The sequence below is a fragment of the Dysgonomonas sp. Marseille-P4677 genome (assembly GCF_016652235.1).
In the GTDB taxonomy this organism is placed as follows: domain Bacteria; phylum Bacteroidota; class Bacteroidia; order Bacteroidales; family Dysgonomonadaceae; genus Dysgonomonas.
Genome location: NZ_JAEPKU010000049.1, coordinates 1 through 16,681 on the forward strand (window position 1 = coordinate 1; position 16,681 = coordinate 16,681).

The window sequence follows — 16,681 nt, forward strand, 5'->3', positions numbered from 1 at the left end:
ATACAAAAGCTTTTAATACTTTATACAATCAATTCTTTACTCCATTGTGTGTATTTGCCAGCCGATATATAACAGATCAGCAGGCTATTGAAGACTGTGTACAAGATGTATTTCTCAAAATTTGGCGAGACAAAGAAAATATAACCATTTCATCCTCGATCCGCTCCTATCTTATTACAGCCACAAGAAACAACTGTCTAAATATAATAGAAAAAGAAAAAAATCAAACTTCTTACGAGCAATATATTCTAAATACCTACGATGTATATACAACCCAAGACTTATTGTCGGTGGAGGAAATAGAAAAAATAATTGAAAATGCGTTACAGCAATTACCCGAGAAGCATCGGATTGTATTTAAAATGAGCCGATTCGAAAATATGACATATAAAGAAATTGCTGAGAAGCAAAATATTTCCATCAAGACTGTAGAATCATACATCCATAAGTCACTGATTTCCTTATCAATATTATTAAAAGACTACTATCCTTTCATTATTCTTTTTCTTTATTATAAAAAAATATAGAATATTCATAGGGTATTTGACAAGATAGCTGTCTAATAAACAGAAGCATTTAAAATAACTATGAATAAAGAAAGAATAGAGGAGCTCATCTATAAATTTTACGATAAAAACTTAACCGATGAAGAGAAATTAGAATTTGAATTGGCTCTTCAAACTTTTGATGAAGCTAGAAAAATGTTTCATGACAGAAATTTTATAAATCAAAGCTTAAGAATTCTAGCTCTAGACAAGAACAAGCCAAATCTAAACATCTCTGAAAAAAGGACTAAATACGCATCTCTCAAACGTTGGCTAATTAATACAGCAGCCATCATTTCAATTCCACTTATAATGGGAGTCTCATATCTTTTTCTGACAAAAGAAGAAGCAACCCCAATTGCATACAATGAAGTTGTCGCAACAAATGCAAAAGTAGTAACTATAATACTTCCCGACGGATCAAAAGCAACTCTTTACGCAGGATCATCAATCAAATATCCAAATGTTTTTAAGAACGGCGAACGCTTGATACAACTTGATGGAGAAGCAACTTTCGAAGTAAAATCCGATATCGAAAATCCTTTCTATGTAGAAAATCTCGATGGTACAAGAGTCAAAGCCTATGGTACAAAATTTTCGGTGCGCAATTATGAAGACGATAAAACGATATCTGTTTATCTGGAAAGAGGTATTGTCGATTTCGAAAACAAATCGTTGAGATATCCTGTGACCATAAAACCCGATACCAAATTAACGTTCAACAAAAACACTAAAAAATACACTATCGTAAATACAACGCCAAATGAATATGATGCTTATGAACAAGGTATTCTGATATTCAACAACAAACCACTTGAAGAAGTAATCCAAAGGCTAAAGAAGGTGTTTAGAACTAATATCATAATCGAAAGTGAAAGTATAAAAGAATACCGATTTACAGCAACATTCACCGACGAATCAATTTATCAGATTTTGGATATGTTGAAAGAAAGTTCACCGCAATTGGAATGGAAAAAAGAAAATTCGGAAATAATACTTTATAAAAAAGGAACCTTAAGAAATTAACATTCATTTAAATTTTTAAAATATGGTATAGACAAACAACATTTTAACCAAAGCTTAATCTCAAATAGACGTTTGCTTAAGAAAATAAATATTCTTTTGTGCAAATTTTAAAATTAAGTTTATGAAAAAAAGATACTATTCATCGAAAACAAAATCCAAAGATTGTTCTTTTTTAATTATCAATCAGGGAAGAAACAATTAACCTTAAAAAAGCATTCTATGACAATTAAAGAATTTATTGTAAAAGGGAGATGTAAATATCTCCTATTATTAGGACTTGTTTTTATGTCCTTTACTGTACAATCGAAACGAACAGACTTGATATCTGTCAAGAAATCTTCTACTTCTATACGTTCTATTTTATCTGAAATAGAGAAGTCAACATCTTATCACTTCTTATACAATGAAAAACTGATCAATACAGATCAGATTGTATCGATAGATGTAAAGGATAAGCCTGTCAGCGATGTACTTGATAATATATTTGAAAAGTCAAATATAAAATACTCAATTGTAGAAGATCAAATAATCTTATCTGCAACCGAGACCAAAGAGGTGAAACAAGACGGACGCTCTATAAAAGGTCTTGTGAAGGACGAATCGGGCCTCCCACTACCGGGAGTCAGTGTCATCCTAAAAGGAACCACCAATGGCACTGTTACCGATATAGATGGTAATTTCATTTTAAATAAAATAAATGAAAATGCTACAATAATTTTCAGATATGTCGGGTTTGTTACTCAAGAAATAAAAATATCGAATCAAACAACCCTTGATATAACACTAAAAGAAGATGCTCAAAACCTGGAAGAAGTTGTGGTTGTTGGTTATACAACACAGAAAAAAGCCGACCTGACGGGAGCTGTATCTTCGGTTAAGATGTCTAGTTTGAACGACATGTCCGTAAGTGGTATTAACAGCGCATTACAAGGACGTATGTCTGGGGTAACCGTTCTCCAAAGCAGTGGGGCTCCGGGTTCAGGAACATCTATCCGTATCCGTGGTATGGGTACTTTCGGAAATAACGAACCACTTTATGTTATTGATGGAATGCCTGCCGACAATATGAATGATGTAAATCCGACAGACATAGAGCGTATCGACGTGCTAAAAGATGCCGCTTCTGCTGCTATCTACGGATCACGTGCAGCAAATGGAGTTGTTATTATTCAAACAAAAAAAGGAGGTAAATCAGATAAGGTAAATATTTCATTTAATATGCACCATGGTTTTTCTACACCTCAAAACAAAATAGACCTATTGAATGCAGAACAACGTAATACAATTCACCTTGAAGCCTACGATAATGCTATAAAATACGATGGTTATACACCAAAAGCAGGTGAAGACCCTACAAAATATTATAAATCTGATTATGCCAAAGTTACGAGAACAAATTGGCAAGACGAGATATTTTCTGATGCAGCCTATCAAGGCAACTATGACATTGCCTTCTCCGGAGGTTCCGACAAATTTAAATATAACATCATGGGTGCTCACCTCACTCAGGATGGACTATTAAAAAACTCTGGTTTCAAACGTACAACCCTTCGTATAAACACAGAATTGGAAGTCATTAAGAATCTGGTCATTGGTGAAAACCTTATGATTACAAATTCGAAACAAGACATTGTTCCCGAAATGGGCGCAGGCGGTGCAATAGCTCCTGCATTACAATTCGATCCTTCCGTTCCTGTATATGAAAATCAAGAAAAAGGTATTTATAGCGGTAGCGGAGAACTTGGTGCCGACTTGAAAAACCCTGTTGCAACACTTGACAGGTCTGACCGTAAACGTACCCGTAACCGTATTTTTGGAAACGCATACCTTCAATACAAATTCCTGAATGATTTTACATTTAAAACCGATTTAGGATATGATTGGTCGAGCTGGGGTGAAAGATGGTTTGTAACGAGAGTTCCTGAAGCTGGTCGTGCTTCAAATACAAATGAATTGACTCAACGCGATTGGGATAATTCGAAATGGATGACTACAAACACACTGAAGTTTGATAAAACCATCGACAGTCATAAAATAATGGTATTAGGCGGTACTTCTTACGAAGCTTTCAATTCGGAATATACAAATGCTCGTGGAACAGGGTTTATTTCGGAAGAAAAATCGCAACGCTATCTATCTGCGGCAACAAGTATAGCTTGGCTGCAAGGGGGTCGCGAAGAATGGGCTATGAATTCTTATTTCGGACGTCTTGATTATTCATTTGCCGACCGATATTTATTATCGGCGAGTTTCCGTGCCGATGGTTCTTCTAAATTCTCGAAAGACAACCGTTGGGGATACTTCCCTTCTGTTTCGGGAGGATGGCGTGTATCGGAAGAAGCTTTTTTTGAACCATTGAAAGAAAAAGCAATCCAAAATCTAAAAATAAGAGCAAGCTGGGGTAAACTTGGTAATCAGGATCTAGGAAGTAACTATCCAACAAAAGTCCTAATCGCGAATACAACCGATAATGACGGATACAACACAGTATTCGGCAGTAACGAAAAAGTCGGATTTGGTCGTTACGAATCAAACTTACCAAACCCTGACCTTAGGTGGGAGGTTACAACACAGACCGACTTAGGTTTGGATGTAAGCTTCTTAAATAAATTTGATTTTGGATTCGATTATTTTATAAAAAAATCATCCGACGTACTTATCGAAATACCTATCCCATCTCTTGTTGGTGTTGATGGTGGTAAAATTGTAAATGCAGCAGAAGTTCGTAACAGAGGTTTTGATATGAACTTGTCATACAACACCAAAATTAATGATCTTAGAATCAACACATATGGTAATTTCAGTACTGTAAAGAACGAAGTTCTTTCTATGGGTACAGGAAGCAGTAACATGTTTACAAGTGCTTATCGCGGTACTAACATTACCCGTACAAGAGTAGGTGAACCTATTGCGCATTTCTACGGTTACAAAAATGGAGGTGTATTTAAATCACAGGAAGAGATTGACGCTTATGTAGATAATAAAGGCAATAAAGTTCAGCCTAATGCAAAAGTAGGAGACTTGAAATTCTTAGATTTAAATGGAGACGGAAAGATAGATTCTAATGACCAAACAAATATAGGTAGTGGATTCCCTGATTTCACATACGGATTCGGTGCAGATTTGGAATATAAAGGATTTGATTTTAGCTTCTTTTTCCAAGGCGTAGCCGGATACGATATATTCAATGCTCTTAAATATGAAGGAATGTTTGTTGATGCAAGATACAATCAGTTTGCAGCAATCATGGACCGTTATCACCCTGTCAACAACCCGAATGGAAATGGACCTCGTGTAACAATCAGCGATAAGAATAATAACCGCAGAATGTCTGATTACTATGTTGACAAAGGTGATTATTTAAGGCTAAAGACTCTTACTCTTGGTTATACCTTTGATAGGAAACTTAGCCAAAAGCTAAAACTTCAAAAGTTGAGAGTATACTTTACAGCTCAAAACCTATTAACATTTACTAGTTATAAAGGATTCGACCCTGAGTTAGGCGAAACTTACGCCAATGAAATAGATAATTATGGTGTAACTGAAATAGGTGTCGACAGAGGGCAATTCCCTCAACCAAAAACATTTATAATGGGTATTAATGTAAACTTTTAAATCAGATAAACATGAAACTATATAAATTATTATTTTTAATACCGGTATTTTTATTCGCTTCCTGCGATTTAGATAGAGAACCATATGGTACATCTAACTTCTGGAATACGGAAGCTGATGTTCAATTAGGACTGGATGCCGCATATGCTCCATTTTATGAAGAAGAAGGCTTTGGGCGTGGACACTGGTGGGTCGGAGCAGCAAGTGACGACATGGTTATAAACCGTAGCAAAGGTGATGATGAAGCCCTTACTGAATTTAGAACCACGACTAATGCTTCGGGTGGCCAGTTCGACAATTGGAAACTTATGTACAAGGTTATTCGCCGTACAAATGATGTAATGAAGCACGCTCCGTTAGTAGAAATGTCAGACAAAAGCAGAGATGTTATGCTAGGAGAAGCTAATTTTGTTTGTGCATTCGCTTATTTCCATTTAGCAAAAAGATATGGAGGACTTCCATTCTATGACTGGCAACATCCTGAAGAAATAAACAAGCCTCGTGAAACTAAAACTGAGACATACAAAAGAATAGAAGCATACCTGAAAGAATCCATCAAGCATTTTGAGAACCAAAGCTTATGGACTCGCGACAAAGATGCTACAGGTCGTCCTAACTTGGGAGCTGCATACGGATTACTGGCAAAAGTATATGCTCATTGGGGTAAATATACAGAAGCTAAAGCTATGGCAGAAAAAGTAATCAACTCTGGTAAATATTCTCTTGATAAAACTAACAACAATGGTTTTGCTCATTTATTTTCCCCTGCCGGAGAAAAACATGAAGAAGTATTGTTCAATTTGACTAATGCTCCTGTTAGAAATCAAGGAACAGTAACCTCTGTCATTTTGCTTTCAGGAACTCTTTCCGGGGGTACTGGTTGGTATTATTTTGCACCTACAAAAAGCTTATTCAATGCATTTGCACCAAACGACACACGCCGCTTGGTTACACTTAAAGGAGCTGGCGATGATGTTCATTTCTTAGGTAAAACAACGACTCTGACAAACGATATGATCAAAGATATGACTACCGGTTACATGGGAACTAAGTACTCGGCAGCTTATAATGACCTTTCGGGTTGGAACTGGGAAAGTGGAGCTGATGTACCATTACTTCGTTATGCCGATGTTTTATTAATTCATGCCGAAGCTGAGATATTCTTGGCAGGAGGCGGAGCAAGCAATCGTACATTGGGAGTTCCTGCCGCTGCCGCTTCTTTCAACGAGGTCAGAGTAAGAGCTTTTGGAGGTGATGTCACAAAGGCAATAGCTGCACCTACATTCAATGACTTAGTAAACGAACGTCGTTGCGAATTGGCATATGAAGACGAGCGTCATTACGATCTTGTTCGTTGGGGACTGGCTAAAGAAGTATATGCTGCCGCAACTGTTGCTACCGATCCTCGCGGACCTCGTACTTTCGACCCTACGAAAGATGCACATTTCCCTATACCTCAAAGAGAGATAGAAAATACAGATTATTTATTAGTAAACAATCCTGCAGACGGATATTCAAATTTTAAATAATTAAATCACATATTGCTATCGGGGAGATATTAATATCTCCCCGATAAGTTTAACTCATACTTTATTCATGAAAAAGGCCTCACTCTTTCTACTCATTATCATCTTATTATCAAGTTGTTCATCTAAACAAAAAAAAACACCTATTGATTATGTTGACCCATTCATAGGAACGGGGTTTCATGGTCATACCTATCCCGGAGCTACAACTCCATACGGAGCTGTACAACTTAGCCCCGACACTCGCACAGGAGACTGGGACGCCTGTTCGGGTTATCATTACAGCGACTCCTCAATTATTGGATTCTCACATACTCACCTTAGCGGTACTGGTTGTGCCGACTTAGGCGATGTATTATTTCATCCTACAACAAAGGATATTACTCCTATTCATAATCAAAAAGGGTATATTTTCGAACCACTGGCTTTCTCTCACAAAGACGAACTGGCATCGCCCGGATATTACTCTGTAGACTTTAAATCGGAAGGAATAAAAGCTGAACTAACAGCTACCACATATACAGGTGTACATCGCTACACCTTCGCCGAAGGAAAGAACCAATCTATAGTTATAGATATGTCACATCTTTTGGCCGAAGAAAATATTGATTCTTTAATAATCAAGCAAACAGGAAACAACGAAATTACAGGTATGCGCCGCACACAAGGTTGGGTAACTAATCAATATGTATTTTTCGTGGCTCAGTTCTCGACAAATTTTGAGTCTGCTAAATTTGTCGACAATGGGCTTATTCTAGAAAAAGATGAAAATGCCAAAAGTTATAACCAACAGGCAATCCTCACATTCGGAACATCCACAGGCGAACCTATTATCGCTAAAGTCGCTTTTTCTATTGTAAGTGAAGACAATGCAAGGAAAAATTTAGCTCACGATATGGAAGGGTTCGAATTTGATTGGGCTCACAATCAAACCCGCAAACTATGGGAGGAAGCTCTTTCCGACATCATAGTAGAAGGAGGTTCTGATGATGATCTGAAGAATTTCTATACAGCGGTTTACCACACCAAGATAGTACCTAATATAGCGAACGATGTGAACGGACAATTTCGTCGCCACGATATGAAAATCGGACAATTACCCGAAGGTCATAAATATTATTCTACATTTTCTATATGGGATACATTCCGAGCATGGAATCCGCTGGTTACTCTTACCGATACTACCCTCGTAAATAATATGATAGATTCATATCTGGAAATGTACGATGCCTCCGGAGAGCTTCCTATATGGCCGCTCTCAGCGGGAGAAACCGGAACAATGATTGGTTATCACTCAGTATCTGTTATTGCAGACGCTTATTTGAAAGGGATTAACAGATTTGATATAAATAAGGCTTATGAAGCAATGAAAATATCTTCCGATAAAAATAAAAAAGGCTCTGATTATTATATCAAGTACGGATTTATACCTTCTAATATTAAACGAGAATCTGTTTCTTGCTTACTCGAATACGCTTATGATGACTGGTGTATTGCCCAAGTTGCGAAAAAACTGGGAAAAGATGACGACTACAAGTTATATACAGAACGGGCATCATCGTATATAAATGTTTTTGACGGGCATACAAAATTCTTTAGAGGAAAACGAATGGATGGAAACTGGGATAATCCATTCAACCCATACGAAGCAGGAAGAGCATACACTGAAGCAACAGCATGGCAATATCGTTTCTTTGTACCTCATGATGTAAATGGATTGATACAATTGTTCGGAGGAAAAGAAGAATTTACAGCCCAACTAGACAGTTTGTTCTCTGTCGAATCGAAGGTAGATGGTCATATGTCGGATATAACTGGACTTATTGGTCAATATGCGCATGGAAACGAACCTAGCCATCACATGGTTTACCTGTATAATTATGTAGGCCAGCCATGGAAAACTCAAGCAATGACGCGTCGCATCCTACACGAGATGTACCAGCCGACTCCTGAAGGTATAAGTGGAAATGAAGATTGCGGACAAATGTCAGCATGGTATATTCTCAGTAGTTTAGGAATATATCCTGTATGTCCGGGATCAAACGAATTTTCCATAACATCCCCTTTGTTCGAAACTGCTACAATAAAGCTAGCCAATGGAAAAATATTGAAAATAAAGGCAAACAACCCCCAAAAGAATACATATATAGACAAAGTAGCTTTGAATGGAAAAGAAATATCTGTCAATTATATAGCCTTCCAAGACCTAATGCAAGGGGGTGAATTAAAATTTACACTCTGCTCAACTCCAAATGAAGCCAGAGGTATTGCAGAATCTGATTATCCACATTCTATGACTACGGGCAATGTAGCATCCATCCCTTATACGACCAACGATCTGGATTTATTTGTAGATAGTATCAACATTGACTTAGCATCTGTAACTCGAGATGCCAAAATATATTACACGTTGGATGGGAAAGAGCCTGATGAAGATTCAACTCCTTATACAAGTACTTTTAAACTAAAGACCTCTACAACAATAAAAGCAAAAGCTTTCAAAAAGAATTATATTCCGAGTAAAACTTTCTCGATACTAGCGACAAAAGCTATCTATAAAAATCCGATATTTGCAATAGGAAAAGAGAATGGGACAAACTTCAATTATTATGAAGGATATATCCAAAGCGTAGAACAAATAGAGAAAATGCCCGTTATCGAAAAAGGAATAATGAATGAACCTTCTATCAAGGAGACTAAACAGCCCGATCATTTCGCATATACTTTCTCAGGCATAATAAATATACCCGAAGATGGAATATATGAGTTTATGACAAAATCTGACGATGGAAGTGTATTATATGTCGCCAATAATAAGGTTGTAGACAATGATGGTTCTCATGCAGCCATAGTAGCGACAGGACGTATTGCATTAAAAAAAGGCTATCATTCTTACAAATTATTATATTTCGAAGATTACGAAGGAGAAGACCTTAGTTGGGGGTGGAAAAAACCAAATTCACTTCAATTTGAAGCTATTCCAAAAGAAAATCTTTTTATAAAATAATATAAATCTATATAAACATGAAAAAGTTATTTTATTTATTAGGAGTCGCATTATTACTTATTTCTTGTAATAGTAAACAATCGCAAAAACCATTGAACCTGAACGTGATGAGTTTCAATATTCGTTACGATAATCCGGAAGACAGCCTCAATAACTGGCAATACAGAAAAGATATCGCTGCACAAACAATAAAAGAACAGAATGCTGATGTCATAGGAACTCAGGAAGTACTTGTAAATCAACTAAACGATCTTAAATCACGTTTACCCGAGTATACAGCTATAGGTGTAGGACGTGCAGATGGTATAGAAAAGGGTGAATTCAGTGCCATCCTCTATAAGAAAGATCGTTTTAACGAAATAAAGTCCGGACATTTCTGGTTAAGTGAAACTCCTGAGGTGGCGGGCTCACGTGGATGGGACGGCGCGTGCGAGCGTATTGCAACATGGGCTGTGTTGGAAGATATAAATACCAAAACACAATTCTTCTTTATTAATACGCATCTCGACCATGTAGGAAAAGTAGCCAGACAAGAAGGAGTAACCTTATTACTCGACAGGGCTGTTAGTCTGGGAGGAGGATTACCGATTATTATGACGGGAGATTTCAATGCAGACCCTGCATCTGACGTTATCAAACATGTAACTGATGCTTCTAATCCACACCATCTTATACATTCTAAAGATATCGCTGCCGAAAAAAACGGAACAAACTGGACATTCCATGGATTTGGCCGAGTACCGGAAGACAAACGTGAGTTTATCGACTACATCTTTGTCAGCCCCGAAACAAAAGTTTTTAAACATAGTGTACTGAATGAAAAACTAAATGATCAATATATCTCGGATCACTCTGTAGTTGTGGCACAAATAGAGATCCAATAACGAAATAGCAAATTATGAACAAGCTTTTAAGAAATATAATTTTGGCAGGAATACTCTTCCTGCCAGTCGCTCTCTGTGCTCAGCAGAGGATACTCATACATTCTCACAACGACTATGAACAACGTGTTCCTTTCTATCAGGCATATGCTCAACAAGCAGCCTCTATAGAAGCAGATATTTTTGCTACTGAGAAAAATGGTGAATTACTAGTCGCTCACAATAAAGAAGATTTAAATGTTTCCCCCACCCTAGATGATGCATATCTCATGCCATTGGTAAATCTGTTTAAACAGAACAAGGGAAAACCATGGAAAAACTCAGATCAGATACTCACCCTCCTTATAGACCTGAAAACTCCGGTAAATCCAACATTAGACAGGCTTATATCTAAATTAAAAGCCTATCCCGATGTATTCGACCCGGCAGTTAATCCTTTTGCTGTACGTGTAGTTATCTCCGGAAATCGTCCCGATGCTAACGATTTTAGCAAATATCCGTCTTGTATTTCTTTCGATGGTAGCAAAATTGAGTATACACCTAAACAGCTTCAAAAAATAGCGATGATCAGCTTAAATTTCGCTGATTATTCCAAGTGGAATGGCAAAGGGACTATCGTTTCAAAAGAATACAAGGAACTTACAAAAGCAATAGCACAAGTACATGCTCTTGGTAAACCTATTCGTTTTTGGGGTACTCCCGATGGAGTTACCGCATGGAATACGTTTCATAATATGGGCATCGACTATATAAATACTGACAGACCTGAAGCTTGTACCGATTATTTTTCTCACTTCGATAATAAGAACTTTCATATAGATGGAACAACTAAAGACGTTTCGGATGAAGTAGCACGTGCAAAAAGGCTGGATAAAACCACCGTTGGCTTCCAGGGTTTCAACAATAAATTGCTGCAGCTTTCTGAAGGAATAGACGTGTATACACCAAGCTATAAGAATGACGGAAGTAATAAACCTATTAAAAATGTAATATTTCTGATAGGGGATGGTACCGGATTAGCTCAATTGCAAGCCGGAGCTACTATAAATAATGCAAATTACGCTAAAGGTAATGGATTATCGATATTCAATATGAAATATATCGGATTGCAAAACACTAGTTCCAAAGATGCCTATACTACAGACTCGGCAGCGGGTGGCAGCGCTTTAGCAACCGGAGAATTGCATAACAATCGCCACATAAGCATGAGCGAAAATGGTATTCCCTACCCTTCATTAACAGATGTGATGTATGACAGTGGTTATGCTTGTGGAGTTATCACCCTAGGTAATGTAGCCGACGCTACTCCTGCGGCTTTCTATGGACACTCGGTAGAAAGAGATAATTCTGATGAAATTACCGAATATTTACTGAATGGAAAATTGACCGTATTGAATGGTGCAGGAATGTCTGTGTTTACTAAAAGAAATGATAATAAAGATTTGCTTGGACAACTAAAATCACAATACAGAATATCGACCTCGATAGATGATATAGATACTGATAATAAAAAGATCATTTGCATCGATGAACGCATGGACTTAGCAGCTTCAGAATCGACACTGCCAATGCTAGCCGATGCAACAAAAAGAACTATTAATAAATTAAAATCGGCGAGTGATAAAGGATTCTTCCTTATGGTAGAAGGTGCTAAAATAGACTATGCAGGACATGCGAACTCATTGCCGGGATCGATAATGGAAACTTTAAGTTTCGACCTTGCTGTAGCCGAAGCACTCAAATTTGCTGATAGCAATGGCGAAACATTGGTTATTGTTACCGGAGATCACGAGACAGGGGGACTTACTCTTGTAGATGGAAAAGTGACAACAGGACATCTCACTGCCCGCTATATGACCGACGACCATACACCTCTTATGCTACCTGTTTTTGCGTATGGACCAGGTGCATCTGAATTTATGGGAGTATATAAGAACACTCAAATATTTCATAAGATCAAAGCCCTTATCGGATTATGAAAAAATATATATTAATCATTTTTTCGATATTTCTATATATAGGCATATATGCCCAAAAAGGAAACTATCAACTCAAGTTCAATAAAAACGGTGAGTTTAAGATTGCACAATTTACTGATATACACTGGAGCAACAAGTCTCCTAATTGTCCCAAAACCGTTGAAGTCATAAAATCCGTTCTACAGGCCGAAAAGCCCGACATCGCCATACTCACGGGAGACATTGTAACCGATGCTCCGGCAAAAGAAGGTTGGTTGGCTATTGCTAAGATTTTCGCTGATACCAAAACACCTTGGGCTGTAACCTTGGGAAACCATGACGCAGAAACAGGTGTGAGCCGAAAAGAGATATTCGATATCATAGAGAGTTTGCCTTATTTTATTGGGGAAAAGGGTCCGGAAATGACCGGATGCGGTAATTACGTGCTACCTATACAAAGCTCACAAAATACAAAAACGGCTGCGGCTCTTTATTGTATAGATACAAATAATAAACCTCCTGCGAATAAATATGGGCACTACGATTGGATACACTTCGACCAGATAGAGTGGTATCGCAAAACAAGTGATAAACTTACAGCGCAAAATAATAATACTCCATTACCTGCATTGGCATTCTTCCATATTCCGGTACTCGAATTCAACAATGTAGTAGGAAAAGAAACCACTATCGGCAATAAAGAGGAAGGTGTAGCATCTCCCGAAATCAACTCCGGAATGTTCTGTTCGATGGTAGAGAAAAAGGATGTAATGGGAATATTTGTCGGACATGACCACGATAATGATTATATTGGTATAGAACAAGGTATAGCTCTTGCATTTGGTCGTACTTCAGGAATTGATGCCTATGGAGATCTTGAACGCGGTTCGCGTATCATAATGATGTATGAAGGGAAAAACAAGTTTGATACATGGATAAGAACTCCAAAGGGGACAGAACTTATGTACTACTATCCTTCGGGCTTATCTTCAATAGATGAAGGAGCGATGGAATATCTTCCTGCTAAGAATATAAAAGTAAAACAACAAGGTGTTTCTTATTCCTATTATGAGGGTACAAGATTTAAAAGTACTGATCAGATTAAGTCTACCAAACCTATAAAGACCGGTATACTAAATAATATAAGCATCGCCTCTGCTGCAGCACAAGATTCTATGGCTTTTACATTTAAGACATGGATAAAAATACCTGAAAGGGGTGTATATCGCTTTTACACTTATTCTGATGATGGTTCAACACTCTTTATTGATGGCAAACTGGTTGTCGATAACGATGGATCGCATAGTATGAGGCGCAGAGACGGGAAAATTGCTCTTGAGGCCGGATTCCACGAACTTGAGGTTTTATATTTTGAAGATTATATGGGTGAGATATTGGAAGTTGGCTATTCGAGTCGTAATATCAGGGAAGATATCCTACCGGATAATATCCTATTTATAGCCGAATAACGCATAACTATATTGTATTTCAATTATCTATATTGTAATATCTAAAGACAACAGATAAAAAGTAACAACAAAAAAACATACAAAAACCTGTTACTTTTGTTACCTTTTAAATAAAAAAGTTCAAACAAATATATTTAATTACTTAACCTTAATTATGAATAAATTAATAAGATCGGTAGTACTAACAGGAACCTTGATTATGTCTTCTGTAATATTTGCTCAGGAGAATGACGAAACACCTCAAAAGTACAATCTTCCGTATAAGAATACTTATGTGAAAGAGGCTCTTGTCACGGAAAATGAATATCGCATTGCAAAACCGGAAGAGATCATACCAAAAAGTTTTGAAGAAGCTAAAACCATTCTGCCTAATCCAATATGGACAGGCCATGAAAAAGAACTGGAAATGTACTGGCGAGCATGGCAAATAGCGATCGGTAATATTCGTCAACCACAAAAAGGTTCAGGTTTTGTATCCAGCTATCTGGATACTGCCTACAATGGAAATATATTTATGTGGGATTCATCATTCATGATGATGTTTGCTCGTTACGGATACCGTTATTTCCCCTTCCAACATACATTGGATAATTTTTATGCCAAACAGCATCCCGACGGTTTTATTTGTAGGGAAATTAAAGCCGATGGAGCCGATTGTTTCGAACGCTACGATCCTACAAGCACAGGACCAAACCTTTTGCCTTGGAGCGAAATATTATATTATAAGCAATATGGGGATAATGATCGCCTCAACAAGATATTCCCTGCTCTCTGTGCTTATTACAAATGGCTGAAACTAAATCGCACTTGGCCAAACGGTACATATTGGTCGAGTGGATGGGGAACCGGAATGGATAATATGCCACGCGTACAACCTCAGTACAATATGATATATAGCCACGGACATATGGTATGGCTCGATGCCTGTTTGCAACAAATACTAATGGCTAATATACTACTTGAGATAGGCTTCTACCTTGAGCGCTGGCAGGAAATAGAAGAATTTGAAGACGAAATAAAGACGCTTACAAAGTATGTGCATGATAATCTTTGGGATGAGAAAACAGGTTTTCTATATGACCAATATGCAGATGGCAGCCTGAACTCAACAAAAGGAATCGGTGCTTACTGGGCATTACATACCGATGTGCTGGATACCAAACAGCTGGATAGAATGGTGAAAGAGTTGGAAAACCCAAAGACATTCAACCGCACTCACAGAGTACCATCATTATCTGCCGATAATGCAAAATACAACCCTAAAGGACGCTATTGGCAAGGTGGAGTATGGCCGGGAACAAACTATATGGTAATCACCGGATTGGATAAGAAAGGTTATACTAAACAAGCCAAAGAAATAGCTAAAAATCACTATAACAATGTATTCGAAGTATATAAGAATACAGGTACATTCTGGGAATATTATGCTCCAGAGGCTGCCGAACCGGGATTTATGGCTCGTAAAGAATTTGTAGGATGGACAGGTTTACCACCTATTGCCGTATTTATAGAATATATATTAGGCATCCGTTCCGATTATTCGAGCAATTCACTTGTTTGGGATATTACACAAACAGAAGAGCATGGCATAGAACGTTACCCTTTTGGCCCTGAGGGTTTGGTATCATTGAAGGTTAATAAAAGAAGTTCTGTAGAAGAAGCACCATCTATAACAATCAATTCAAATATACCTTTCGAATTGACAATATACTGGGGTAAAGACAAAAGTAAAAAGGTGAGTATTAAAGAAGGTAGCCAAACGATCTGATTATGAAAATAGGAATTGATTTAGGAGGTACTAATATCCGGATGGGAGTCGTAGAAAATGGCAATGTATCCCGTAAAATAGCACAGCTCTGCAAGGCAAATGAGCCTGAAAACATTGTCATAGACCAGATCAAAAGTATGATCAGAGAAATCATATCGCCTGATATTACAAGCATTGGCATAGGAGTTCCATCGGTTGTAGATGCAGAAAGGGGTATTGTATATAACGTGATGAATATTCCATCTTGGAAAGAGGTGCACTTGAAGGAAATTCTGGAAGAAGAATTCAAAATACCTGTATCTGTAAACAATGATTGTAATTGTTTTGCATTAGGTGAGGCATATTATGGCGAAGCTATAGGGTACAAGGATGCAGTATGTCTTGCTCTTGGTACAGGAGTAGGTGCGGGAATCATTATAGATGGTAAGCTATATAATGGAGGGAATACAGGAGCCGGGGAAATAGGCTCTTTACCATACCTGGAATATGATTATGAGTCATACTGTAGCAGCTCTTATTTTACCCGTGTACATGGTACTACCGGCAAAGAAGCCTTTGATAAAGCAACATCAGGAGACCCAGAGGCCTTAGAAATATGGAAAAAAATAGGAATCCACATTGGGAACCTGGTCAAAGTAATTCTTTTCACTTACGATCCATCTATTATTGTAATGGGCGGAAGCATATCGAATGCCTATAGTTTCTTCGCACCGACAATGATGGATACTCTCAAAACATTCCCTTATACGGAGATCGTAGCAAAGCTTCAAATTCGTCTATCAACAAAAGAAGACATAAGTATATTAGGAGCATCCTTACTTCATTGATGAATAAAAAACTATCCTGAGCAGCATGAAGAATTTTATTTCTAAATGTGAAATTCTTC

General features: G+C 37.5%; 10 protein-coding genes. All 10 read left to right on the top strand.

The window, feature by feature from the left end; genetic code table 11:
- On the top strand, positions 1-527 hold a 527-nt coding region (locus JGH11_RS10020), incomplete at its 5' end, for an RNA polymerase sigma-70 factor (RefSeq protein WP_201111450.1).
- A 60-nt stretch (positions 528-587) separates the two neighbouring features.
- Positions 588-1,571, top strand: a complete 984-nt coding sequence (locus tag JGH11_RS10025) for a FecR family protein (protein ID WP_201111451.1) — start codon at positions 588-590, stop codon at positions 1,569-1,571.
- A gap of 219 nt (positions 1,572-1,790) precedes the next feature.
- Complete coding sequence (locus JGH11_RS10030) at positions 1,791-5,186, top strand: TonB-dependent receptor (protein WP_201111452.1); 3,396 nt, start codon at positions 1,791-1,793, stop codon at positions 5,184-5,186.
- An 11-nt stretch (positions 5,187-5,197) separates the two neighbouring features.
- On the top strand, positions 5,198-6,715 hold the full coding sequence (locus JGH11_RS10035; RefSeq protein WP_201111453.1) for a RagB/SusD family nutrient uptake outer membrane protein: 1,518 nt from the start codon (positions 5,198-5,200) through the stop codon (positions 6,713-6,715).
- Positions 6,716-6,782: 67 nt separating this feature from the next.
- The gene (locus tag JGH11_RS10040; RefSeq protein WP_201111454.1) at positions 6,783-9,719 is read left to right on the top strand and encodes a GH92 family glycosyl hydrolase; all 2,937 of its coding nucleotides are present in this window, start codon (positions 6,783-6,785) and stop codon (positions 9,717-9,719) included.
- A gap of 17 nt (positions 9,720-9,736) precedes the next feature.
- Positions 9,737-10,603: an endonuclease/exonuclease/phosphatase family protein gene (locus tag JGH11_RS10045; protein WP_201111455.1), complete on the top strand. Its 867-nt coding sequence runs from the start codon at positions 9,737-9,739 to the stop codon at positions 10,601-10,603.
- Positions 10,604-10,617: 14 nt separating this feature from the next.
- Positions 10,618-12,579, top strand: a complete 1,962-nt coding sequence (locus JGH11_RS10050) for an alkaline phosphatase (RefSeq protein WP_201111456.1) — start codon at positions 10,618-10,620, stop codon at positions 12,577-12,579.
- A complete protein-coding gene (locus JGH11_RS10055) occupies positions 12,576-14,027 on the top strand; it encodes a PA14 domain-containing protein (RefSeq protein WP_201111457.1) in 1,452 nt (483 codons plus the stop codon). Before JGH11_RS10050 ends, JGH11_RS10055 begins: the two co-directional genes overlap by 4 nt.
- Positions 14,028-14,226: 199 nt before the next feature.
- Positions 14,227-15,795 carry a trehalase family glycosidase gene (locus JGH11_RS10060; protein ID WP_236263952.1) on the top strand — a complete coding sequence of 523 codons (1,569 nt, stop codon included), beginning with the start codon at positions 14,227-14,229 and terminating at the stop codon, positions 15,793-15,795.
- A 2-nt stretch (positions 15,796-15,797) separates the two neighbouring features.
- The gene (locus JGH11_RS10065; RefSeq protein WP_201111459.1) at positions 15,798-16,622 is read left to right on the top strand and encodes an ROK family protein; all 825 of its coding nucleotides are present in this window, start codon (positions 15,798-15,800) and stop codon (positions 16,620-16,622) included.
- Positions 16,623-16,681 lie beyond the last annotated feature (59 nt).